This is a genomic window from Streptomyces echinatus, assembly GCF_014203595.1.
Taxonomy (GTDB): Bacteria; Actinomycetota; Actinomycetes; order Streptomycetales; family Streptomycetaceae; genus Streptomyces; species Streptomyces echinatus.
In genome coordinates, this window is the sequence record NZ_JACHJK010000003.1 from 383,109 (window position 1) to 404,805 (window position 21,697).

Genomic DNA, 21,697 nt, shown 5'->3' on the forward strand with positions numbered 1-21,697 from the left:
CGGACCACCGACCAGGACGTGTGCTGCCTGGGTGCGGTACACCCAGGCGGCGCACCGCCTCTGCGGCCTAGTCTGAGCGCATGACCGACAACCACCTGGGAGAGTTCCTGCGCGCACGCAGGGCGGGGCTGCGGCCCGAGGACGTCGGCGTGGCGAGCCACGGCGTGCGCAGGGTTCCGGGACTGCGCCGTGCGGAGATAGCCGTCCTGGCCGGGGTGAACGTGGACTACTACACCCGTCTGGAACAGGGGCGCGAACGCCACCCCTCACCCCAGCTACTTGACGCGCTCGGCCGCGCCCTGCGATTGGATCCCGACGCCCGCGCGCACCTGCACCAGTTGGCGGGGACAGTGCCGAGTGACCAGTTCACCGCCACCACGGACGGTGTCGGTCCCGCCCTTCGCCAGCTGATGGACGGCTTCCCCGGGGCCGCGGCCTTCGTCGTCAACCGGTCCCTGGACATCCTGGCGGGCAACGCCCTGGCCCAGGCCCTTCATTCGCCCTTCGAGCCGGCGGACAATCTGGCCCGCATGACCTTCCTCGACCCGGCGGGGCGACAGTTCTACACCCGATGGAGTCGCACGGCCCGGGCCACCGTGGGCCATCTGCGTCAGGCGGCCGGCCGCGACCCCGCCAACCCGCGGCTACGGGAACTCGTCCGCACCCTCACCGACCACAGCGCGGACTTCACCCGCCTCTGGAACGCCCACGCCGTACGTGGCAAGAGCCAGGACGCCAAGCACCTGCTCCACCCGGACGTCGGCCCCCTGACGCTCACCTATCAGGCGTTCGACGTACGCGACGCGCCGGGCCAGCAACTTGTCATCTATCAGGCCGAGTCCGGCAGCAGTAGCGCTCAGGCCCTCGACCTGCTCGGCTCCCTCCACGCCACTCCCGAGCGGGCGGCCCTGTAGCCGAAGGCGACCCGGCCGCGTCACCGCTCAGGCGCAGCCCCAGGCGGCCATGCCCTGGATGGCTGCCAGGCGCCTGGCCACGGCGATCTGCTCCCTGCGCTTGGCCAGGTCGGCCCGGCCCGCATACTTCAGACCGCCGGCCGCCACCCAACTGGACTGCTTGAACTGCAGACCGCCGAAGTATCCATTGCCGGTGTTCGCCTTCCAGTTGCCCCCGGACTCGCACGCGGCGATGGCGTCCCAGTCGACAGTGAGACGGCCGGTGGGCAGGGCGGTTGCCGTCGGCCCGGTGACGAGAGCCGCGACGGCAGACAGGGAGAGGAGCGCCGTGCGCAGGCCTCGCGGAGAGGTGCGACGCCCCGCAGTCACGTCGATCGAATGTGGGTGCAACATGTGCAGACTGTTACATCACATTTACTTCTAGTAGTGAAGGCGCGCCGCGAATGGTCGCCTGGTAGGCGTAACGGGGAGGAGACCGGGCGCCTTTCGAGGACCAGGAGGCCGTGGCCCGGCAGACCCCTCGGTCAGCCGTCCCACGTCCAGTCGGCCACCTCGGGCAGGTCGATGCCGTGTTCCCTGATCCAGACGTGGTGGCGCTGCCGGGCGTCCTCCATCTGCTGACGCACCGTCGCCGCGCGGACGGCGAGGCCGGGGACGCGGTCGATGACGTCCATGACCAGGCGGTAGCGGTCGAGGTCGTTGCTGATCACCATGTCGAACGGCGTGGTCGTGGTGCCGATCTCCTTGTAGCCGCGCACATGCAGGTTGGGGTGGCCGGTGCGGCGGTAGGCGAGGCGGTGGATGAGCCACGGGTAGCCGTGATAGGCGAACAGTACCGGCTTGTCCACGGTGAACAGTCCGTCGTACTCGAAGTCACTCATGCCGTGCGGATGAGCCTCACTCGGAAGCAGCCGGGCGATGTCCACGACGTTCACGACCCGCACCGCCAGCTCCGGCAGCTGCCGGCGGAGCAACTGGGCCGCGGCCAGAACCTCTTGGGTCGGGACGTCACCGGCACAGGCCAGCACCACATCCGGCTCGCGTGTGCCGTCCTCCGTGCCGGCCCACTCCCAGATACCGGCACCGCGGGCGCAGTGCACCTTCGCCTCCTCCATCGTCAGCCAGTCGAAGCAGGGCTGTTTGCCGGCTACGACGACGTTGACGTAGTCGCGGCTGCGCAGGACGTGATCGGCGACCGACAGCAGGGTGTTGGCGTCCGGCGGGAAGTACACGCGCACTGCTTCCGGGCTCTTGTTCAGCACATGATCGACGAAGCCTGGGTCCTGGTGGGAGAAACCGTTGTGGTCCTGGCGCCATACATGCGAGGTCAGCAGGTAGTTGAGGGAGGCGATGGGGGCGCGCCAGGGCAGTCGGCGGGTGGTGCGCAGCCACTTGATGTGCTGGTTCACCATCGAGTCGACGATGTGAACGAACGCCTCGTAGCAGGAGAACAGCCCGTGCCGGCCGGTGAGGAGGTAGCCCTCCAGCCAGCCCTGGCAGGTGTGTTCGGAGAGGATCTCCATCACCCGGCCATGCCGGTCGAGGTGCTCGTCGACCGGGAGGACGGCTGCCTGCCAGGCCTTCCCGCTTGCCGCGTAGACCGCCTGGAGCCGGTTGGAGGCGGTCTCGTCGGGCCCCACGAGCCGGAAGTCGCGCCGGTCGGCGGTGGCGGCCATGACGCCCTGGAGCATGTCGCCGAGCACGCGGGTCGGCTCGTGCAGGGTCGCGCCGGGCTTGTCGACCTCCACGGCGTAGCGTTCCAACGGCGGCAGCGGGAGCTCGCGCAGCAGGAGTCCGCCGTTGGCGTGCGGGGTGGCGCCGAGCCGACGCCTTCCTCGCGGGATGCACGCCAGCACGGTCGCGCGCGGGGCGCCGTTCTCGTCGAAGAGTTCCTCGGGCCGGTAGGAGCGCATCCACTCCTCCAGCCGGCGCAGATGCTCGGGATTGTCCCGGACGGCGGTCAACGGCACCTGGTGCGCCCGCCAGGTGCCCTCCACCGGCAGCCCGTCGACCTCGGCCGGGCCGGTCCAGCCCTTCGGAGTGCGCAGCACGATCACCGGCCAGCGGGGCCGGTCGGTGGACGACTCTTCGCGGGCGGCGCGCTGGAGGGCGGCGATGCGGTCGAGGGCGTTGTCCATCGCTTCGGCCATCCGGCGATGGACGGCGGCCGGGTCGTCGCCGGTGACATGGATCGGCTGGTGGCCGTACCCCCTCAGCAGGTCGTCCAGTTCGGTCTCGGGAAGGCGGGACAGCACCGTCGGATTGGCGATCTTGTAGCCGTTCAGGTGCAGGATCGGCAGCACGGCGCCGTCGCGGACCGGGTCGAGGAACTTGTTCGAGTGCCAGGAGGCGGCCAGCGGCCCGGTCTCCGCCTCCCCGTCGCCGATCACACAGGCGACCAACAGGTCCGGGTTGTCCAGTGCGGCGCCGTAGGCGTGGGACAGGGAGTAGCCCAGTTCGCCGCCCTCATGGATCGAGCCCGGCGTCTCGGGGGCGACGTGGCTGGGCACTCCGCCGGGGAAGGAGAACTGTTTGAAGAGCCGCGCCATGCCCGCCATGTCCCGGGTGACGTCCGGATACGTCTCGCTGTACGAGCCTTCCAGCCAGGAATTCGCCAGGACGGCCGGTCCGCCGTGGCCCGGTCCCCAGATGCAGAGGGCGTCCACGTCACGCGCCTTGACGACGCGGTTGAGGTGGGTGTGGACCAGGTTGAGGCCGGGAGAGGTACCCCAGTGACCGAGCAGGCGCGGCTTGACGTGCTCGGGCCGCAGCGGCTCGGTCAGCAGGGGGTTGGCCATGAGGTAGATCTGCCCCACGGAGAGGTAGTTCGCGGCGCGCCAGTGGGCGTCCAGGGTGGCGAGCTCCTCTTCCGTGAGCTCGGCGGACGCCTGGTGCGTGTCGAGGGACATCTGCGGTCCTTCCCGGTTCGGGCGGCGGGCGGGGCGGGACGCGTGCCGGGGCACAGCACCCCACCTTGCGGTGAGCCGACGGCTTCCGACAGGGCCCATTCGGCCCCATGGCGAGCCGAACCGTCCTCGGCCCGGCCGCGCTCACCGTGCGAGGGCCACCCCGTACAGCATCCGTCCTCCCACCGGCTCGGACGCGGCGACCAGGTCCGGATGGATGCGCACGAACACCCGGGCGGTGGGCCGGGTCGACCGCGCCGGCCGGACCACGACCGTCGGGTACCGGCCGGGCGATGCGGGGCGCGGTATGTACCGAAGGGCCCACGGCCCGGACCGAGCGGCCTGTGGCGAGGGCCGCCGTTGGCGCACACGCTGGGATCGACGGCCGCGGCTGCTTCCCGGCGTCGGACTCCCGCTCCTCTCGCACGAGGCGACCGAGCAGGGGATCCGCGCGGTGTTCCAGTGAGCCGGGTCCGGCCCGTCACAGGCGTCGGATCACTGCTGCCCGGGCCGCACAATCACGACCGGGCAGCTCGCGTGCTGAGACACGTGCTGGCTGACGGAGCCGAGCAGGGCACGCGCGAACCCGCCCCTGCCCCGGCTGCCGACGACCAGGACCTCCGCTCCTTCGGCCGCCCGCAGCAGGACATCGGCGGCGTTGCCGTGCACCACATGGGTCCGCACCGAACCCGCAGCGTCCGAACCGAGCACGTCGGTCAGCTCCTGGCTCACCTTCTGCCGGGTCTCGTCCTCGTCGACGTCCATGTCCACGGCGGGCCCCGACCAGCCGTACAGGCCCGGCAGCTCCCACACGGCGACCGCGTCCACGGTGCCGTTGACGAGGCCTGCGTACCGCACGGCCCAGCGCAACGCCTCCTTCGAGGAATGCGAGCCGTCGACACCGACCACCACCTTTGGCCGGGAGACATCGCTCTCCATGCGTCCCTCTCCTTCGACGTGCGCGGACCTGGTCGCCGGGCCCCCTCCGTTCTCTACGCTGAGGGACACATCGCCACACCGCCAGAGAAGGACCTCCGGGGGCGTGACGGACAATGCGGCCGGCAGCGGCCGTAGCGACACCGTCTCGCCTTCCAACCTTCCGCTCGCCGCCCCACCGGAGGGCGCCTGTGCCGGTACCGCGGGCGAACACCTCGTAGGCGTCCTCCATCCGGTCGAGGCCGAAGGTGTGGGTGACCAGAGGGGAGACGGGCAGATGGCCGCACCTCGGGAGCTCCAGCAGCCACGGTGTGGAGAGCGTGTCGACCTGGCCCGTGCTGATGGCACGCGTGCCGTTCGCTCGGGCGGGCACATCGCCAACATGGCACGCACCGGACACCGGTGTCGGAGTTCGGGGGGGCCGTCGGGTGGTGGAGTGATCGGCGACCGGCACGCGCACCAGTTCGGCCTGGGTTCCATTGATCAGACCGCCCAGGATCCATCCGCCTCCCCCACGGCACTGCCCGTACCTGCCGTCGCGGCACTCCTCGCAATCGCCGCAGGCCGAGACGGACGACACGATCACCTGGTCACCGGGGCGCAGGTGGTGGACCTGCTGACCGATGCCGACGACCTCGCCGACGGCCTCATGGCCCAGGACCGTCCCCGGCTTCACCTCGGGGAAGTCGCCCCGCCTGATGTGGAGATCAGTGCCGCAGACGGTGGTGGCGTCGATCTGTACGATCGCGTCGGTCGCCTCCTCGATCACCGGATCGGGGACGGTGTCCCAGGAGGTGTGTACCGGGCCGTGGTAGACGAGCGCTCGCACCGCATTCGCTCCCTGGCTCCCCCAGTTCCACGGTCGCCCCCGCACCGCACCCGGGCAACACGGCCACGCGCAACGCCTCGGTCCGGCTGCAGATGGCCGCGCGTGACGTTGGCTCCACTCATCAGACCCCCTTGGAATCGATCACTCCAGGGACGCGGGAGGCGCTCTACCGGCGGACCGCCGAGATGAGTCCGCCGGGCCCCTCCTCGCGCTGCGGCGGGGTGCTGATCGGGCGGCCGTAGGCGGCAGCGCGCTCGCGCAGGGTGTGGCTGTCGGCATCCCAGCCGTGCCCGGCCAGCCAGCCAACCGGGTCGTCGGGCATCTCCGAGACCCACATGGACGCCGCCGACCCGGGCACGGCGTCCGCGCCGAAACGCTCGATCACCCCGCGCGAGCCCAGCGTCAGCCCCATCCGACTGCCCGCCGCCGACAGCGTGCCGATCCGGGTCAGCAGTCGCTCCACCGCATCCTCGGGCAGGTAGATCAGCAGACCTTCGGCGATCCACGCGGTCGGCACGGCCGGGTCGTGCCCCGCGGCGGCCAGCGCGCTCGGCCAGTCCTCACGCAGGTCCACCGCGACGGTGATCCGCTCGCAGCGCGCGACGGCCCGCTCCTGGCGCAGCACCGAAGCCTTGAAATCCAGCGGCGCGGCGGTGTCGATCTCGAACAGCCGGGTGCCCTCGGGCCAGTCCATCCGGAAGGCCCGGCTGTCCATGCCCGCGCCGAGCAGCACGACCTGTCGGACCCCGGACGCGGAGGCTCCCCGCAGCAGGTCGTCGAGGAATTTCGTCCTGATGACGATGGAGAACGACACGGCCTGCCGGCGGCGTCGCGCGGCCTCGTCGTCGGGCAGCGGCGGCGAGGAGGGCCACAGGCCGCCGGCGGCGGCGAAGGCCTGCGCCAGTGGGTCGCGGAACAGCGCGTTCTCCCGCTCGGTCTCCAGCGCCCGCACCCGGGCCACCCCCACCGCCGTGGCCCACACTCCCGACGGCCGCACCCGCTCCCGCTCATCAGTCACCGTGCCAGCCTAGATGATCGGTTCCAGAGGGCCCGATGAATGGCGCCGACTCCAGGTGCGGCCGCAAGGCCGCCCGCCGGCGCCAGGCCGTGCACCCAACGCAGGGGCGTTGAGGGCGCGTTCACGCACACCCGCACGGGTGCCGCCGCCTGCGGATCCGCCGGCTGACCGCGACGACGCCAACGAAGCCTTCCTCGCCAGCGGGTGCGCGCTCATCCGCTGGAGACGTCTGAACTCATCTCGGGAGCGGTTCTTACTCCGTCACGATCGGGGGCAGCGGTTCGCAGGCCGCGTGCCAGGCGGGGGGAAGGGCAGCGACGCCCGTGCGGGCGGCGATCACCCCACCCGCGATAGCGCAGGTGGTGTCGATGTCGCCGCGCCCGGCGACCGTCAACCACAGCCCTTCGTGCAGGTCGTCGAGATGCCCCGCCGCGCACCACAGGGCGTACGGGACGGTGTCGGGCCCTGACATCCGGTAGCCGGAGCCCAGAACCTCCGCGGCATGCCGAACCGAGGTGTGCTCCGGCATCCGGGCCGCGACCCGCACTCCCGACCGGACGTCACTGTCGGGGAGTCGTTCGGCGACCGCCTGAAGGAAGTCCGGCCTCGCCGGGGCGTGCCCGCCCCGGCTGCGGGTCGCCAGCGCCGCGGCGAGCGCGACCGCCACCGCTCCAGTGACCGCCTCCGGGTGGTGGTGCGAGACCGCGCCCTGGCGGGCTGCCTGCTCGGCGACCGCATCGAGGTCGGCGGAGTGCCAGGCGCCGAGCGGGGCGGCGCGCATGGCCGCTCCGTTGCCCCAGGAGCCCTGGCCGCCGAACTGTCCGGCGACCACCTCCTGCCAGGGCTCGCCCGCGCCGATCCGGCGGAGCACATCATGCATCGAGGCTCCGTAGCCGCGGTGCGTGTCGTCGGCGTAGGCCGCCGCGAAGCGCTGGGCCAGGCGGTCCTGGTCGACGACGCCGCCGCCCTCGGCGAGTTCCCGGACGAGAACGAGCGCTTGAGCGGTGTCGTCACTCCACCGCCACAGGGGTTCCGGAGGCAGCGTCCGCGCCTCCAGGCCTGCCGGACCGTCCCGGCGCAGGATGCCGAACCAACGATCACCGAAGGCGTCGCCGAACGCGAGCCCGTACAACGAATCCAGCACAGCAGTAGGCACGTTGATCACCGGAGGCAGTATCGCAGCGCGACGGCGCTCCCGCACTCCGATATCGGTGTGGACAGGCTTCTGCTGGCCGAGGGTGCGCACCGGCTGAGCGCGCTGCTCCCCGCGACGCGACGCACCGTCGTGGAGACCGACTCCCGTCCCGGACAGCACCAGGACGGCGTACGCCACCTCGATGTGCTGATCCGCTCGCTGGATGCAACCAGGGCCGCGCTGGGCCGAAGCGACCACGACCCGCTGCTCGTTCTGGGTGGCGACTGCGGTGTCGAGCCGGCGCCGGTCGCTCGCGCCGTCGCTCGCCATGGCGACAGCCTGGCAGTCGTCTGGTTCGACGCGCACGCGGACCTCAACACCCCCGGGACATCTCCCTCCGGGGGCTTCCACGGCATGGTGCTACGCACCCTGCTCGGCCAGGGGCCGTCACAACTGTCGCCCCAGCCGGAGGAGCGTCTTTCCCCCGGCAGGTCGTCCTCGCGGGTGCTCGTGCCCTCGATCCCGCTGAACTGGCCTTCGTCGAGTCCGAAGGAATCCGAACCCTGTCCGTTCAGGCTCTTCGGGAACCGGACCGACTCATCTCTGCGGTGGCGGGTACCGGGGCCACGCACGTCTACATCCACTTGGATCTCGACGTGCTGGACCCCGAGCACTTCCCCAGCCTGTCCTGCCCGGAACCCGGGGGTCTGCATCCCGAGCAACTGCGCGCCGCCCTACGAGCGTTGGCGGAACGCTTCCACCTGGCCGGCTTGGGGGTCACCGAACATGCCCCGGCCGCCGACTCAGCCGGTAGTGACCAGGTCCTCCAAGGGATCCTCGACCGCTTGGCTATCCCGTAGCGACAGCCGGTGCCGGTTCCGTCACCGTCTTCCTTCCGCCGGCGATCCATTGTCAGTGGTGGACGGCAAGATGCAGGGCATGACGACTTCTGCAGCAGTGATCGACGATGCCGCCGCCTACACACAAGCGGTCGAGGACGCCGGGCGTGCGGCTGCCGCCTACTACGCGGGTGGTACGTCGCCTCTGGACGATGACGCCTACGACCGTCTGGTGCGCGGGATCGCCATGTGGGAGGCAGAGCACCCCGATCAAGTACTGCCCGACTCACCCACGGACAAGGTCGCCGGCGGCGCGGCCGAGGGCGATGTGCCGCACATAGTGCCGATGCTCAGCCTGGACAACGTGTTCTCCGCGGAGGAATTCACTGCCTGGACGGTCGCTCTGGGCAGGCGGATCGGCCGGGAGGTCACGCGGTTCCATGTGGGGCCGAAGCTGGACGGGCTGGCGGTCGCCGCCCGCTACAGCGGTGGCCGCCTCACCCGGCTGATCACTCGCGGGGACGGGACGGCCGGGGAGGACGTTTCGCACGCGATGGGCACCGTAGAGGGACTGCCCGCGACCCTGGCAGAGCCGGTCACCGTGGAGGTGCGCGGCGAAGTCCTCATGACCACTGCCCAGTTCGAGCACGCCAACGAGGTGCGCACGGCGCACGGCGGACAGCCGTTCGCCAATCCCCGCAACGCGGCCGCCGGCACCCTGCGGGCGAAGGAGCGCGCGTACACGGTCCCGATGACCTTCTTCGGCTACAGTCTGCTTCCCGCGCCCGACACCGACCCGGCCCTCACCGAACGGCTGAAGACATCCGCGCACAGCGACCTGATGAAGCTGGCCGCCGATCTCGGAGTACACACGAGCGCCGGGACCGCCGTCCCGGACACATGCGCCGAGGATGCCGAGCAGGTCCTGGCCCGGGTGAAGGAGATCGCCGCTGCGCGTGCGGACCTGCCCTTCGGCATCGACGGCATCGTCATCAAGGCCGATCTCGCCGCTGACCAGGAAGCGGCCGGTTCCGGCTCCCGCGCGCCCCGGTGGGCGATCGCCTACAAGCTGCCGGCCGTGGAGAAGATCACCCGGCTGCTGGAGGTGGAGTGGAACGTCGGCCGCACCGGGATCATCGCCCCGCGCGCCGTCCTCGAACCGGTCGTGATCGACGGCTCCACCATCACCTACGCGACCCTGCACAATCCGGCGGACATCACGCGTCGCGGTCTGCTCCTCGGCGACCACGTCATGGTCCTCCGCGCCGGCGATGTCATCCCCCGTATCGAGGCCCCGGTCGCTCACCTGCGCACGGGGGATGAACGGCCCATCGCGTTCCCCGAGCACTGCCCCCGCTGCGGGTCCGGAATCGACACGAGCGAGGAACGCTGGCGGTGCGCCCAGGGCCGCAACTGTCATCTGGTCGCGTCTCTCGCCTATGCCGCCGGCCGGGACCAGCTCGACATCGAGGGCCTGGGCCGGACCCGCATCGTCCAGCTCGTCGACGCGGGCCTGGTCACCGATCTCGCCGACCTGTTCACCCTGCGGCGGGAGCAGCTGCTCGGCCTGGACCGCATGGGTGAAACCAGCACCGACAACCTCCTCGCCGCGATCGACAAAGCCAGGAGACAGCCTCTGGCGCGCGTACTGTGTGCGCTCGGCATCCGGGGCACCGGCCGCTCCATGTCCCGGCGCATCGCTCGGCACTTCGCCACCATGGACCAGGTGCGCACCGCCGACGCCGAGGCGATGCAGCGGGTCGAGGGCATCGGGGCGGAGAAGGCCCCCTCGATCGTCGCGGAACTCGCGGAACTCGCCCCGCTCATCGACAAGCTCGCCACTGCCGGCATCAACATGACCGAGCCCGGCGCGACCCCGCCCTCACCCGCCGAGACGGACGCCGGCGCCGAAGGCGTGGCTGACGCGCAGACCGACGCCGGTCCCCTGGCCGGCATGACCGTGGTCGTCACCGGCGCCATGACAGGGAACCTGGAACGGCTCACCCGCAACGAGATGAACGAACTCATCGAACGGGCCGGGGGGCGCTCTTCCTCCAGCGTCTCCAAGAAGACCACCCTCGTCGTCGCCGGTGACGGCGCCGGGTCCAAGCGGGCCAAGGCGGAACAGCTCGGTGTCCGGCTCATCGGCCCGGACGAGTTCGCCACCCTCGTGGCCCACCTCCTCGACTGACTTGAACGCAACTCCAGGCGCCGATCCGCCTTTCCCAGCGGAGTGGGGGGAGCCCTGTCCGGGAGGCACCGCACGTCGTGCCGGGCGGGCCACAAGCCGTCGGGGGGAAGGCGTCGGCCTCTGCCGTGGGGGCGGCCTGACAGTTGGGCGCGACATCCCTTCAGGCTACGAGCAGGCGTTGGCCGAGATCTGCCGCGTCGAGGTGAACCAGGTCGCTGTTGCGCTCGGCCCACCGGCCGGAGTGGAGGTCGTCGCCGAGGCTTCGTACGGCCCGTTGCTCGGCCTCCGGCCCGACCCACGTCCACACCGACATCGCACGGCGCACGTGATCCTCCAGATACGCCCCCGGTCGACGCCAGTACGCCTCGAACAGGCCGTCGGCGCAGTCCCCCGGGATGGAAACCGGCTTCACGCGGACGCCGATCGCGTCGCCAATCCCCGCGAGCGAGGGGAACTCCGCGAGGAGGGCGGCGAACTCGGGCAGGTAGTCGCGGGTGAGCCAGAACCGGTCCTGCCATCCGGGCTCGTCGGTTTCGAACGTGAGCACCACCACGCGCCGGGCCACACGCCGCATCTCGCGCAGCCCCGCGATCGGGTCCTCCCAGTGGTGGACGGTGGAGACGGCCATCGCGACGTCGCCGGCCGCGGTCCGCGTCGACGGCCGAACGAGCCCGATCTCGTCATAGTGATGCAGCGTGCGGACGCTCACGCCTGCCCACGCGTCCCACGATCCAGTGATCTTCCACGGCACCGACTATGGAGCCTGACGTCACGTGAGGGTCAAGAGCCGCGCTCACTGCAGCAGGGCCGGAACGGAGGCCACCGGCCCACGGCCCTCCACTACGCCGACGGGCCGTCCGTCCGCACCCACGGATGAAGACCCGTCGGAACGTGGTCAGACAAAATAGTCCTCCACATCGGCGAGCGGATACCCTCGCGAATAGCTCATCAAGGCCGAGTACTTGTCATTGCCGAGGAAATAGCCGCCGGTGTGATGCAGATAGAAGCATCGCCCCACTTCATCGATGAGAATCGTCCCGCCGTCGTAGGTGTCATGCGCGACAGGGAAAACCTTCTTGCCCAGTCCGTCGGCGATGTCCTGAACATCTTCGGCCGCGCCCACGTACATGAGTCGCGGGTTGAACTCCACCCTGTCGTCGGTGGAGGCGTTCCTGGGCGCCACAAGACCTGCGTGCTCGCGCAGGAAGTCGAGAGCGGGCTCGATGGCATCCAGGCTGCCGCCGTCGTTGCGGAAAGATTCCAGGGCTATCTCCACTTCGGCAGCGGCGAGGTCGTCACACCGGCGCCCCGGGTGCCACCCAGCATCGGCCAGCCAGGCATCAACCGCCTCAGGCGACTTCAGTACGCGCACAGTTCTCATCCTCTTCCAAGTCGAACAGCCTCACCGCAGCCTCACGGCCTGTGGCAGTGGCGACGACGCCAAGGCCCAACAGGCAGTCTGCAAGGCCGGCATGAAGAAGGAGTTCAAGGATGCCTTGCGCCGCCGGCTCGACGACGCCACCCGGGTCGCCACGGAAGACGCCTGCAAGGGCATGGAGGATGAGACCCAGATGAAGCTCCGCGCCGATGTCGCGAAGGAGCAGTACGAGGAGGACAGTCGGCAGGGCCTGGTGGGCGCCCGGCCGTGACGTGACGGGGCGTCGCGGGGTGTGCTGCACGTCCCAGATGCCGTGTGACACACCCTGGCCGCCCGCTCCCACCGCGCCGCACGGGGAGCGGTCGGCCCTGGATCGGACGCGGTGCTGTCGCCACCGGACCCGTTGACGCATTGGTCCAGACCTTCTACGTTGTGAGCTCTCAGTCAGGCACCGCGCGCGCACGGTTCACCTCGCCCCTGTACCACCCCACGATGACAGGGAGAGCCATGTTCCACCGGCGCAGACCACCACTCACACCATCTCGGAGAAGCCTGCTCAGGGCCCTCGCCGGCAGCCCCGGCGCCGGCCCTGGTCCCCACGCCCGGCGTCGCGACGGCCGATTCCGGCGGCGGGTCGCCGCTCTGGGCACCGCGCTGCTCCTGCCGCTCGCCTTGCTCACCACGCTCGCCGCGCCCGCCCACGCGGCCGGGACGCTGACGGCGACGTTCACCACGCAGGACAACGGTTCATGGTGGAAGGGCACTTACGTGGTGCGCAACAGCGGCTCGGCCGCCGTCAGCGGCTGGAGCCTGGAGTTCAACCTGCCGGCCGGGGTCTCCGTGACCGGCCACTACAACGGTGACGCGACCGTCTCCGGGCGGCACGTGACCGTGAAGAACGCCTTCTACAACGCCGACGTCCCGGCCGGCGGCAGCACCGAGCCGTACAGCTACTGGTTCATCGCGAGCGGGCCGATCGGCACGCCGACGGGCTGCACCGTCAACGGCGACAAGTGCGACGGCACCCCCGACGTCCCGCCGACCGCGCCCGGCACCCCGAAGGCGACCGCGGTCACGGCGCACTCGGTCGCGATGAGCTGGGCCGCCGCGCAGGGCGGCGACCACACCGTGGCCTCCTACGAGGTGCTCAGCGGCTCGGGCACCGTGGCCACCGCGACGGGCACCTCCACCACCGTCACCGGCCTGACGCCGGCGACGAGTTACACGTTCACCGTGCGCGCCAAGGACACACGCGGAAACGTGGGACCGGCGAGCGTCCCGTTGACCGTCAAGACCGTCGATCCGGCGACCGACCCGACACCGCCGACGGCGCCCAGAAATCTGCGCACCACCGGCAAGACCTCCTCCAGCATCGGCCTGGCCTGGGAGAAGTCCACCGACAACGTGGGCATGGCCGCCTACGACGTCTACCGCGGCGGCACCCTGGCCAAGAGCGTCGGCGCGGACACCACGACGGCCACCGTCGACGGGCTCTCCCCCGCCACCGCCTACAGCTTCACCGTCAAGGCCCGTGACACCGCCGACAACTCCTCACCGGCGTCGAACACGGTCTCCGTCACCACCGACGACGTGGCCGGACAGGGCAAGCAGCTCAAGGTGGGCTACTTCGCGCAGTGGGGCATCTACGGCCGCCAGTACTTCGTGAAGAACCTGGACACCTCGGGCGCCGCCGCCAAGCTCGACGTGGTCAACTACGCCTTCGAGAACCTGGACCCGGCCAACCTCACCTGCCAGGCGGGGGTGACCAAGGGCGTCTCCGCCAACCCTCAGGACCCCGACGAGGGCACCGGTGCGGGCGACGCGGACGCCGACTACGCCCGTCCCATGTCGGCCGCACAGTCGGTGGACGGAGTCGCCGACGACGGCTGGGCCAAACTCCGGGGCAACCTCAACCAGTTGAAGAAGCTCAAGGCCAAGTACCCGAAGCTGAAGGTCGTGGTGTCCCTCGGTGGCTGGACGTACTCGAAGTTCTTCTCGGACGCCGCTGCCACTCAGGCCTCCCGGGAGAAGTTCGTCAAGTCCTGCGTGGACGTGTGGATCAAGGGTGATCTGCCCGTCTACAACGGCGCGGGCGGCCCGGGCACGGCCGCCGGAATCTTCGACGGCATCGACATCGACTGGGAGTGGCCCGGCTCGGAAGGACATCCGGGCAACCACTACGGCAGCCAGGACAAGGCCAACCTCACCGCGCTGCTCGCCGAGTTCCGCAAACAGCTCGACGCGCTCGGCGGTGAGCACCGGCTGCTGACCGCTTTCACCCCGGCCGACCCGGCGAAGATCTCCGCCGGCTGGGACCTGAACCGGATCTTCGATGCGCTCGACTACGCCAACGTACAGGGGTACGACTTCCACGGCGCGGGCAGCGACAACTCCTGGGAGCCGGGGCGCACCGGTCACGGTTCCAACCTGTACTCCGACACACAGGACCCTTACCCCTTCCACTTCAGCATCGAGGACGCGGTCAAGGTCTATCTCGACGCCGGGGTCAACCCCCGCAAGCTGACGGTGGGCTTCCCGTTCTACGGGCGCGGCTGGCAGGGCGTGACCGACGGCGGGGTCGCCGGTGAGTGGCAGGACGCGGGCGGGGCGGCGCCCGGTCAGTTCGACACCGAGGCCGGGGTGCGCGGCTACCACAACCTGATCACCAGCTTCCCGTCCATGACCGTCCGCCACGACGAGCAGTCCGTGTCGACGTACGGCTACACCGGTCCGGGCGGCCAGTGGTGGACGTTCGACGACGCCTGGTCGATCGGGAAGAAGACAGCCTGGATCAAGTCCAAGGGGCTGCTGGGCGGCTTCGTCTGGGAAATGTCCGGCGACACGCCCAACGGTCAGCTGATGACCGCGCTGAACGACGGGCTGAAGTAGCGGCACGCGGCATCCGGCGCCGCATGCGGCCGCCGGGCGGGCGGACCCCACACCGCCCGCCCGGGTCGCCCGTCCCCGCGGGTCTGCCCATGGTGCGCGGCGGGTCAGTCTTCGAAACGGATCCCGGGCACCGGTCGATCGCGACGTGCGTCCGAGTTGGCCGGCAGACCTGCCACCTCGTCGACCAGGGGCTGGACCCGGTAGGGGATGACCTCACTCAGCGCGATGACCGTCGTGCTGCGGCGGACGCCCGGCACCTCCAGGACGTGGTCGATCACCTGTTGCACGTGATGGTTGCTCGTGCCCGCTATGCGGCACCAGATGTCGCCGGGGCCCGTCACGATGCGGGCCTCAAGGATCTGCGGTACGGCCCGCAGACGCGCGGTGATGGCCTCGCGGGCCGACTGGTCGACCTCGAACGTGGTGAACGCCTCGACGACGTGGCCGAGAGCGGAGACGTCCACCTCCGGACCGTAGCCGGTCACCACGCCGGAGCCGGTCAGCCGGTCGAGTCGTGCCTGCAGTGTGCCGCGTGCGACGCCGAGTCGGCGGGCGATCTCCAGGAGGCCCTCACGCGGGCGCTCTCGGAGCAGGCGGAGCATCCGGCCGTCGAGCGCGTCGAGTCCCTGTCGTGCCACCGCACCTGCCGATCTGCTACCTCGTAGGCACCTCCATGCCTTGGCCGTTGTCAGATTAGCAATGGGATGGAGAGTCTGTTGCCCATTCGACTGCCGTCGGCCCACGCTGTGGGCTCCCGTCCACGAGGAGCAGGCATGAGGCAGCACACCCACCCGTTCGTCCCCTACCGGCCCGACCGATACGACGACGCCGAGATGGTCCGGCGGGGTAAGGACTTCGTGTCGTTCCTCGACCGCCGGCGCAGCGTGCGGTTCTTCAGTGCCGAGCCGGTCCCGCGCACCTGCATCGACCTTGCCATCGCCGCGGCCAACACCGCCCCCTCCGGAGCCCACTTCCAGCCGTGGAAGTTCGCCGTGATCGGCGACGCCGAGACCAAGCACCGCATCCGGGTCGCCGCCGAGCAGGAGGAACAGGTCAATTACGAGGGCGGGCGGATCCCGCCCGAGTGGCGCGCCGCGCTCGCACGCCTCGAAACGAGTTCGGACAAAAGCTTCCTCGACGTCGTGCCGTGGATCGTCGTCTGTTTCGCCGAGAAGAGCACCGCGATGCCGGACGGTTCGCTGCGCAAGAACTACTACGTCAACGAAAGTGTGGGGATCGCGTGCGGATTCTTCATCGCCGCCCTGCACGCGATGGGACTGAGCACCCTCACGCACACGCCCAACCCGATGGGCTTCCTCACCGCGATCTGCGAGCGGCCCGGCAACGAACGGCCCTACATCCTCTTCCCCGTCGGTCATGCCGCGGCCGACTGCGAGGTCCCGGACCTGGCACGCAAGTCGCTGGCGGAGGCGACCGCGGAGCGCCCGCGACGCCCCTGACCTCGGATGCGGTCCGGCACCGATCGGCGCACAGCGTGTCCGGTGTCGTTCGCCGGAGCCAGGGTGACCTTGCCCACCGGGTGCGACAACCGGAAACTTGCGATGGCACAGGCACTTCAGGAGGGGACAGTGATGCTGCCGGAGGCGATGACGACGTTGGCGGCCAGTGGTGCGGGGGCTCTGGTGGCGGCCATGGCCACCGATGTCTGGCAAGGGGCTCGTGGCGGCGCGGTGCGGCTGTACCGGCGCTGGAACGGTGACCGGAACGCCACCTTGGAAGCGCAGTTGGACCAGCACGCACTGCTGGTCCGACAGGCGGACGATCCCGACCGGGCCAGGCAGCTTCTGTCGGGACAGTGGCAGTTGCTCTTCGCCCAGTTGCTGAGCGAGCATCCCGACGCGGAGGCTGATCTGCGTGCCCTGGTCGAGACGATCCGGCGGGAGCTGCCCGAAAGCGGCAAGCAGTGGGTGCAGACCAATATCGCGCGTGATCAGGGGACGGTGTACGGGGTACAGGGCGGCAACGTCATCCACCATCACCAGGGGCTTCCGGCCGCGCCCGGTTCCGCCGGTGAGGACGGCCGCCAGCAGTGACGTCCCGGGCCGGTGGAGGGCAGATGCCGGAGCGGCTCCAGGAGGTACGGGCCGAGGCGGCCTGCGCGTACGGTGCGATAGGGGCCGACATCCATGTCTTCGGTGACGGCACCCCGGTGTATCTGCCGTTCGAACACCGGCGGGTCATGGATCTGGTTGACCCGTCAGGCGGTTGCGGCCGGGCACGAGACCGCGGCTACCTACGCCACCCGACCTGGCAGCGATACCGAAGTCGCCTGGCACGCGCTTGATTTGAGGGACACCGGCCGCGGGAACGCGGTCATGGCCGAAGGGCCCGTCCGGCTGGCGTTGGCGGCGGCGAACTACGGGAGCCGCCTGGTCCATGTGTCCAGCGACGCGGTCTTCTCCGGCGCCCGAACCCAGTACGACGAGACCTGCCTCCCTGACCCCCTCACACCGTACGGAGGTCGCAGATCGTCCCTCGGGGGCGCCGCTACTCCTCGCTCCACCTGAACGTGTCGATGCCGCGCGGGTGCCCGGCGTCGGCGTCGGTATCGTCGTCCTGGAGCCACCGGTGTCCGACGAGGCGTGTGCACAGGGTGAGGGCGCCCAGGCAGAGCCCGCACAGGCACACCACTGCGATCACGAGCACCATCAGGCCGACCAGGCCTTGGGCGGCAAAGCGCGCCACGATGTCAGTGAGGTTCATGCAACCGCATGCCGGCATGGGCCCCAGCGTGGCACGCGGTGCGTGGCGTGTCGTGTGTTCCGTCCGTATCACTGCCGCACGGTGATGGTTTCGTGACGATCAATGCCCGGCCGGCTGGAGGACCGCCTGGGCCGGTGACGGCCGGCCTGCTGCGGCCGCCGGCGGGGGACGGCGGCCGCACCGCTCGGATCCTGGCGGCGTCAGGCCTTCGGGGTGGGGCGCTTGATGAATTCGATGACCTCGCCGTTGAGGCCGTACACGAAGCCGACCTCGAGGGTCATGTTGCCCGTGGCGCCCTTGGCCTGCACCTGGGCCGGCTCCATCAGCGCACGGGCGCCGGCGGCGACGGCGCGCTGGAACAGCGCGGCGGGGTCCTCGGTGCGGATCGCGAAGTGGACCAGCGTGGCGGACCGGGCGCGCTCTTCGTCGCTCGGGAGGGCGTCGGTGTCGAGCGGCTGGGCCGAGCCACCGGGCGGGGTGGAGACCGCGTCGAAGAGCTCGATCACGCGGTCATCGTCCGAGGTCGCCGGGCGGATGACCAAGGTCATCGACGGCATCAACCCCGGCGCCGGCATCAGCCGCTTCTCCGCCCGCATGGTGCGGGACTACGGACTCGAACGGCACGGATACACCTACGTGCCCGGAACCTCGGCCCGGTCGCGGTAGGCGGTCAGGTATTCGCCGTGGCTGGCGGGCAGCCATGCCGAGACCAGCAGGTCGATCTCCCCCAGGCCCTGCAGCTCGAAGAGCTGCTGGTGGAGGGCGGCTGGCCGCCGGGGTCCCCCTGGCCGACCTCGCCGAGCGGGAGTGGATCCACTACACCCCCGACAGCGGCCTTGCCGGCCTTCTGGACGAGGCGTGCGCACGGGCCGGCTTCCAGGCCCGTGTCGCCGTCCGCACCCAGCAGGCCCCGTTCGCGGCCAACTTCGCCGCCGCCGGCCTCGGCATCGCCCTCGTGCCCGGCAACGTCCTGCCGCCGGAGTTCCACGGCATGCTGCTCCGCCCCGACCCGCCCCTCCTGCGCACCCTGGCCGCCTACACCCGCGGTGAACCCGACCCCATCACCCACGCCTTCCTGGACATGCTCACCGCGGAGGTGCCCCTCACGCCCCCGCACATCCGCGACCGCTTCCCCGACTGACGGCATTTCAGGACTACCGTCCGGCTCGCACGGCGCCCGCGCGAAGGAAGCCGCGGGCGGTGCGCGGAAACCGCAGCCCTGTCGCTCACAAAGGGCGAGACGTCCAGGGGGCGACCGGCGTGGTGCGGCACCACGCCGGTCGCTCGGCCTCAGCGGGCCGTCGCGAAGTCCTGCGTCCAGTAGTGGCTCGTCCCGGAGACGCCGACGCCGATCTCCTTGAAGGAGCAGTTGAGGATGTTCGCCTTGTGGCCCGGGCTGTGCATCCAGCCGTTCATGACCTTGGCAGGGGTGCCGTAGCCGTAGGCGACGTTCTCACCGTAGCCGCGCCAGCGGTACCCGGCACGCGTGATGCGCTGCCCGGGGTTGGAGCCGTCGGAGCCGGTGTGCGACATCCGGTGGTGGACGGACTGGTCCTTGCTGTGGTTCTGCGCGGCCTTGGTCAGCTTCGCGTTGACCTTCAGCGCCCGGCAGCCGGCCTTGGCTCGCTCCTTGTTCACCAGTGCCACGACCTTGGCCGTCGGGCTGGTGGACGACGGCGCCGCGGCGGCGGCCTGCGAGGTCTCCTGGGACGCCATCGCGGCCGTGGCTATGCCCACCATGCCGAGGGCTGCGACCGCGATGGCCGCATTGCGGAAGTGCTTCTTCCTGCGATGCTTCTGCATGCCTTACCTCATTCGGAAATCGGGATTCGCGACGACGCCTCGGGGCTCCGGCGCCGAGCGGGACGCCATTGTCAGAACCCCCGCGAAGGCATCGCAAATCACTCCGCTTGACCGCCCCTCAACTGCGCCGCATCGGGCTTGAAATGAGCGTGCATTCATGCGGGGCGGGCGGACGGCACCGCTCGTGAGATATTTGATGACTCCCAGAAGCCTTGCCCACCAAGGAATTCGCCGAATGCGTCTCGAATGAAGAGACGGGCATTTCGCCGGAGAGGGCAATATCGTTCTCCAGTGGGCATGTCCGGAGATGTCGGTGGGAGCTCGCCGTCCGTAACCTGCCCCGACCCATGATCCATTTCACATCCCGGCCGGCCGGACGGTCACCCCCTCTGAGGAGGCGCGCTTTCTTGCCGTGGGTGTGCCTCGGCGAAGAAAAACATCACCCCCATCACACCCGACTTCGACGAGTTCGTACTCCTGCTCGACGTCCAGGACGTCAAAGCCACCAAGCAGTACTACACCGACCCGGCCTGAACGTCGGCAGAAGCTTCGGCAGCAAGTACGTCGAGTTCACCACCGACGCCGGACACATCACGAAGCCACCACTTCCCTGTCCGGAAGGTCGTGCCGCAGGCCGGGAGCCATGGGCGCCGTCGCAGCCGTACCTTCCCGCCGGTCCTCGAAGACCTGTCCGCCACCGGCGACGATCGGAGGTTCGGTCATCACCGGCGTCAGCACCGCACCCGTTGCCGCGAGTTGTCCCCACGCGCGGTCATGCGCGTCACTTCTCCATGTCCAGCACTGCCATCATGCCCCGGTCCCGTGGTTGAGGATGTGACAGTGCGTGACGGTCTTGCCGGCGTAGTGCTTGAAGCGCATCCGGAGCACGAGGCGGCCCTTCGGGGAGACGTTCGCGACGTCCTGCATGCCGTGGCCCTGGTGCGGACGGCCGTTGATGCTCATCAGCTGGAAGTGGTTGGTGTGCACGTGGAAGGATTGTCGAAGTCCATGCCTATGGCCCGACCAGGGCGCGCTGCGATCATCTGGTCAGTGCCCTGCCCCCGCGTGAAGAACGAGGCATGATGTCGATTCCGCTTCAAGTGCGTGCCCAGGCGGTCGCCCTCCGGGCCGCGTTCGCGTTGCCACGCCCGCTGCGGCGGCTGCTGGCGGGTCCGCCGGTTCAGCGCGACGGTCAGGAACTCGCCCTGGACGCGCAGTTGCTGCTCCGGCTGATGCGCATCGCCGGCACCAGAATCGTCGTGGACGGCAACGTCGACGCCTCCCGCGCCGGCCTGGACCTGTCGAGGCATCTGGTGAGCGGACCCGTGATCGGGCGGGTCGCCGCGCAGGAGATCCGGATCCCGGTGGAGCACGGTCGGCTGGCCGCCACGCTGTACACGCCCGAGGGGCTCGCCACGCCGTCCGGGCTGCTGGTCTTCTACCACGGTGGCGGGTGGGTGATCGGCAGCCGGCTCAGCCATGACAACACCGCGCGCTTCCTCGCCCAGCAGGCCGGCGTACAAGTGCTGTCCGTCGAGTACCGGCAGCCTCCGGAGCACATCTTCCCGGCGGCCGTCGAGGACGCGCTGGCCGCGTTCGACCACGCCCACGACCACGCCGTCGACCTCGGGGCCGACCCGGCGCGGATCGCCGTCGGCGGCGACAGCGCGGGCGGCAACATCGCCGCCGTGACCGCGCAGCTCGCCACCAGGCGCGGCGGCCCGGCGCCCGCCTTCCAACTGCTGCTCTACCCCGCAACCGACGTCTCGCGGCGTTCGCACTCGCGGGACTCGTTCGCCGACGGCTTCTTCCTCACCGGCAAGGACATGGACTGGTTCGCCGACCACTACGCCCCCGCGGGCGTGGACCGTGCGGACCCCCGGATGTCCCCGCTCCTCACCGACGACCTCTCCGGACTGCCAAGCGCCTACATAGGCACCGCCGGCTTCGACCCGCTGCGCGACGACGGCGAGGACTACGCCGAGGCGCTCACCAAGGCCGGCGTACCGACCACCCTCAGCCGCCAGCCCGACCTGATCCACGGGTACGCCAACTTCCTCGGCATCGGCCACCGCTTCCGGGAGGCAACGCTGGAGGCGGCCAAGGCACTGCGGACGGCCCTCAGCGAATGAGTG

General features: G+C 70.1%; 22 protein-coding genes and 5 pseudogenes. 12 read left to right on the forward strand and 15 right to left on the reverse strand.

Features of this window, described 5'->3' with window-relative positions; genetic code table 11:
• Nucleotides 1–80 precede the first annotated feature (80 nt).
• Nucleotides 81–914, forward strand: coding sequence for a helix-turn-helix transcriptional regulator (locus FHS34_RS10350; protein ID WP_184963491.1), 834 nt, complete (start codon nt 81–83; stop codon nt 912–914).
• Between the two features lie 27 nt (nt 915–941).
• Here the strand turns inward: FHS34_RS10350 and FHS34_RS10355 are convergent, their stop codons facing one another.
• The 7 genes and pseudogenes from FHS34_RS10355 to FHS34_RS10380 all read right to left on the reverse strand — a co-directional run bounded on the left by FHS34_RS10355 (nt 942) and on the right by FHS34_RS10380 (nt 7,768).
• A complete protein-coding gene (locus FHS34_RS10355) occupies nt 942–1,307 on the reverse strand; it encodes a transglycosylase family protein (RefSeq protein ID WP_184963493.1) in 366 nt (121 codons plus the stop codon).
• Nucleotides 1,308–1,438: 131 nt separating this feature from the next.
• Nucleotides 1,439–3,823 (reverse strand): phosphoketolase family protein, encoded by a 2,385-nt coding sequence (locus FHS34_RS10360; RefSeq protein ID WP_184963495.1) that lies wholly within the window; start codon nt 3,821–3,823, stop codon nt 1,439–1,441.
• 141 nt (nt 3,824–3,964) lie between these two features.
• On the reverse strand, nt 3,965–4,090 hold the full coding sequence (locus FHS34_RS43405) for a hypothetical protein (protein ID WP_263978352.1): 126 nt from the start codon (nt 4,088–4,090) through the stop codon (nt 3,965–3,967).
• A 225-nt stretch (nt 4,091–4,315) separates the two neighbouring features.
• Complete coding sequence (locus tag FHS34_RS10365; protein ID WP_184963497.1) at nt 4,316–4,759, reverse strand: universal stress protein; 444 nt, start codon at nt 4,757–4,759, stop codon at nt 4,316–4,318.
• 175 nt (nt 4,760–4,934) lie between these two features.
• Nucleotides 4,935–5,585 (reverse strand): annotated as a pseudogene (locus FHS34_RS10370) (alcohol dehydrogenase catalytic domain-containing protein); the annotation flags it as partial.
• 166 nt (nt 5,586–5,751) lie between these two features.
• The gene (locus tag FHS34_RS10375; RefSeq protein WP_184964260.1) at nt 5,752–6,567 is read right to left on the reverse strand and encodes a class I SAM-dependent methyltransferase; all 816 of its coding nucleotides are present in this window, start codon (nt 6,565–6,567) and stop codon (nt 5,752–5,754) included.
• A gap of 289 nt (nt 6,568–6,856) precedes the next feature.
• Entirely contained in the window at nt 6,857–7,768 is a 912-nt protein-coding gene (locus FHS34_RS10380; RefSeq protein ID WP_184963499.1) for an ADP-ribosylglycohydrolase family protein, read from the reverse strand.
• A gap of 174 nt (nt 7,769–7,942) precedes the next feature.
• On the opposite strand from FHS34_RS10380, the pseudogene FHS34_RS43770 reads away from it, so the two are divergent.
• The 3 genes and pseudogenes from FHS34_RS43770 to ligA all read left to right on the forward strand — a co-directional run.
• Nucleotides 7,943–8,104, forward strand: a pseudogene (locus FHS34_RS43770) (arginase family protein); the annotation flags it as partial.
• A gap of 23 nt (nt 8,105–8,127) precedes the next feature.
• Nucleotides 8,128–8,598, forward strand: coding sequence for an arginase family protein (locus tag FHS34_RS43415; RefSeq protein WP_345523122.1), 471 nt, complete (start codon nt 8,128–8,130; stop codon nt 8,596–8,598).
• Nucleotides 8,599–8,677: 79 nt separating this feature from the next.
• The gene (gene ligA, locus FHS34_RS10390; RefSeq protein ID WP_184963501.1) at nt 8,678–10,768 is read left to right on the forward strand and encodes an NAD-dependent DNA ligase LigA; all 2,091 of its coding nucleotides are present in this window, start codon (nt 8,678–8,680) and stop codon (nt 10,766–10,768) included.
• A gap of 160 nt (nt 10,769–10,928) precedes the next feature.
• Here ligA and FHS34_RS42455 read toward each other — a convergent pair.
• The 3 genes and pseudogenes from FHS34_RS42455 to FHS34_RS10400 form a co-directional block, all read right to left on the reverse strand.
• Nucleotides 10,929–11,405: pseudogene (locus tag FHS34_RS42455) on the reverse strand (MerR family transcriptional regulator); the annotation flags it as partial.
• Nucleotides 11,406–11,441: 36 nt separating this feature from the next.
• Nucleotides 11,442–11,519, reverse strand: a pseudogene (locus FHS34_RS43775) (hypothetical protein); the annotation flags it as partial.
• Between the two features lie 144 nt (nt 11,520–11,663).
• On the reverse strand, nt 11,664–12,140 hold the full coding sequence (locus FHS34_RS10400; protein ID WP_184963502.1) for an SUKH-3 domain-containing protein: 477 nt from the start codon (nt 12,138–12,140) through the stop codon (nt 11,664–11,666).
• Nucleotides 12,141–12,240: 100 nt separating this feature from the next.
• Here FHS34_RS10400 and FHS34_RS10405 point away from each other — a divergent pair, with 100 nt between their 5' ends.
• Both FHS34_RS10405 and FHS34_RS10410 read left to right on the forward strand, forming a co-directional pair.
• A complete protein-coding gene (locus tag FHS34_RS10405; RefSeq protein ID WP_184963504.1) occupies nt 12,241–12,417 on the forward strand; it encodes a hypothetical protein in 177 nt (58 codons plus the stop codon).
• Between the two features lie 221 nt (nt 12,418–12,638).
• The gene (locus FHS34_RS10410) at nt 12,639–15,035 is read left to right on the forward strand and encodes a glycosyl hydrolase family 18 protein (RefSeq protein ID WP_225817330.1); all 2,397 of its coding nucleotides are present in this window, start codon (nt 12,639–12,641) and stop codon (nt 15,033–15,035) included.
• Between the two features lie 104 nt (nt 15,036–15,139).
• Here FHS34_RS10410 and FHS34_RS10415 read toward each other — a convergent pair whose 3' ends face one another.
• Nucleotides 15,140–15,673 (reverse strand): Lrp/AsnC family transcriptional regulator, encoded by a 534-nt coding sequence (locus tag FHS34_RS10415; protein WP_184963506.1) that lies wholly within the window; start codon nt 15,671–15,673, stop codon nt 15,140–15,142.
• A 135-nt stretch (nt 15,674–15,808) separates the two neighbouring features.
• Here FHS34_RS10415 and FHS34_RS10420 point away from each other — a divergent pair, with 135 nt between their 5' ends.
• From FHS34_RS10420 to FHS34_RS10430, 3 genes and pseudogenes are all read left to right on the forward strand, one after another.
• Entirely contained in the window at nt 15,809–16,495 is a 687-nt protein-coding gene (locus FHS34_RS10420) for a nitroreductase family protein (protein WP_184963508.1), read from the forward strand.
• A 63-nt stretch (nt 16,496–16,558) separates the two neighbouring features.
• Nucleotides 16,559–17,089, forward strand: a complete 531-nt coding sequence (locus FHS34_RS10425) for a hypothetical protein (protein WP_184963510.1) — start codon at nt 16,559–16,561, stop codon at nt 17,087–17,089.
• 120 nt (nt 17,090–17,209) lie between these two features.
• Nucleotides 17,210–17,530, forward strand: a pseudogene (locus FHS34_RS10430) (sugar nucleotide-binding protein); the annotation flags it as partial.
• Between the two features lie 13 nt (nt 17,531–17,543).
• On the opposite strand, the gene FHS34_RS10435 reads toward FHS34_RS10430, so the two are convergent.
• Both FHS34_RS10435 and FHS34_RS10440 read right to left on the reverse strand, forming a co-directional pair.
• Nucleotides 17,544–17,759 carry a hypothetical protein gene (locus FHS34_RS10435; protein WP_184963514.1) on the reverse strand — a complete coding sequence of 72 codons (216 nt, stop codon included), beginning with the start codon at nt 17,757–17,759 and terminating at the stop codon, nt 17,544–17,546.
• 200 nt (nt 17,760–17,959) lie between these two features.
• Complete coding sequence (locus tag FHS34_RS10440; protein WP_372478548.1) at nt 17,960–18,355, reverse strand: VOC family protein; 396 nt, start codon at nt 18,353–18,355, stop codon at nt 17,960–17,962.
• Between FHS34_RS10440 and FHS34_RS43420 the strand changes: the two genes are divergently transcribed.
• Both FHS34_RS43420 and FHS34_RS10450 read left to right on the forward strand, forming a co-directional pair.
• Nucleotides 18,294–18,425, forward strand: coding sequence for a hypothetical protein (locus tag FHS34_RS43420; RefSeq protein WP_263978353.1), 132 nt, complete (start codon nt 18,294–18,296; stop codon nt 18,423–18,425). The two genes, FHS34_RS10440 and FHS34_RS43420, sit on opposite strands and share 62 nt — an antisense overlap.
• 34 nt (nt 18,426–18,459) lie before the next feature.
• Nucleotides 18,460–18,900 carry a LysR substrate-binding domain-containing protein gene (locus tag FHS34_RS10450; protein WP_184963516.1) on the forward strand — a complete coding sequence of 147 codons (441 nt, stop codon included), beginning with the start codon at nt 18,460–18,462 and terminating at the stop codon, nt 18,898–18,900.
• 149 nt (nt 18,901–19,049) lie between these two features.
• Here FHS34_RS10450 and FHS34_RS10455 read toward each other — a convergent pair whose 3' ends face one another.
• Nucleotides 19,050–19,562, reverse strand: coding sequence for a CAP domain-containing protein (locus FHS34_RS10455; protein ID WP_184963518.1), 513 nt, complete (start codon nt 19,560–19,562; stop codon nt 19,050–19,052).
• Nucleotides 19,563–20,369: 807 nt separating this feature from the next.
• Nucleotides 20,370–20,549 carry a multicopper oxidase domain-containing protein gene (locus tag FHS34_RS10460; protein ID WP_184963520.1) on the reverse strand — a complete coding sequence of 60 codons (180 nt, stop codon included), beginning with the start codon at nt 20,547–20,549 and terminating at the stop codon, nt 20,370–20,372.
• Between the two features lie 92 nt (nt 20,550–20,641).
• On the opposite strand from FHS34_RS10460, the gene FHS34_RS10465 reads away from it, so the two are divergent.
• Nucleotides 20,642–21,694 carry an alpha/beta hydrolase gene (locus FHS34_RS10465; RefSeq protein WP_221508772.1) on the forward strand — a complete coding sequence of 351 codons (1,053 nt, stop codon included), beginning with the start codon at nt 20,642–20,644 and terminating at the stop codon, nt 21,692–21,694.
• Nucleotides 21,695–21,697 lie beyond the last annotated feature (3 nt).

Excerpts from the sequence above, each read along its gene's own strand:
- FHS34_RS10350 (WP_184963491.1), top strand. The coding sequence starts at position 81 with ATGACCGACAACCACCTGGGAGAGTTCCTGCGCGCACGCAGGGCGGGG.
- FHS34_RS10355 (WP_184963493.1), bottom strand. The coding sequence starts at position 1,307 with ATGTTGCACCCACATTCGATCGACGTGACTGCGGGGCGTCGCACCTCT.
- FHS34_RS10360 (WP_184963495.1), bottom strand. The coding sequence starts at position 3,823 with ATGTCCCTCGACACGCACCAGGCGTCCGCCGAGCTCACGGAAGAGGAG.
- FHS34_RS10365 (WP_184963497.1), bottom strand. The coding sequence starts at position 4,759 with ATGGAGAGCGATGTCTCCCGGCCAAAGGTGGTGGTCGGTGTCGACGGC.
- ligA (WP_184963501.1), top strand. The coding sequence starts at position 8,678 with ATGACGACTTCTGCAGCAGTGATCGACGATGCCGCCGCCTACACACAA.
- FHS34_RS10405 (WP_184963504.1), top strand. The coding sequence starts at position 12,241 with ATGAAGAAGGAGTTCAAGGATGCCTTGCGCCGCCGGCTCGACGACGCC.
- FHS34_RS10410 (WP_225817330.1), top strand. The coding sequence starts at position 12,639 with ATGACAGGGAGAGCCATGTTCCACCGGCGCAGACCACCACTCACACCA.
- FHS34_RS10420 (WP_184963508.1), top strand. The coding sequence starts at position 15,809 with ATGAGGCAGCACACCCACCCGTTCGTCCCCTACCGGCCCGACCGATAC.
- FHS34_RS10435 (WP_184963514.1), bottom strand. The coding sequence starts at position 17,759 with ATGAACCTCACTGACATCGTGGCGCGCTTTGCCGCCCAAGGCCTGGTC.
- FHS34_RS43420 (WP_263978353.1), top strand. The coding sequence starts at position 18,294 with ATGACCAAGGTCATCGACGGCATCAACCCCGGCGCCGGCATCAGCCGC.
- FHS34_RS10440 (WP_372478548.1), bottom strand. The coding sequence starts at position 18,355 with ATGCGGGCGGAGAAGCGGCTGATGCCGGCGCCGGGGTTGATGCCGTCG.
- FHS34_RS10450 (WP_184963516.1), top strand. The coding sequence starts at position 18,460 with ATGCCGAGACCAGCAGGTCGATCTCCCCCAGGCCCTGCAGCTCGAAGA.
- FHS34_RS10455 (WP_184963518.1), bottom strand. The coding sequence starts at position 19,562 with ATGCAGAAGCATCGCAGGAAGAAGCACTTCCGCAATGCGGCCATCGCG.
- FHS34_RS10465 (WP_221508772.1), top strand. The coding sequence starts at position 20,642 with ATGATGTCGATTCCGCTTCAAGTGCGTGCCCAGGCGGTCGCCCTCCGG.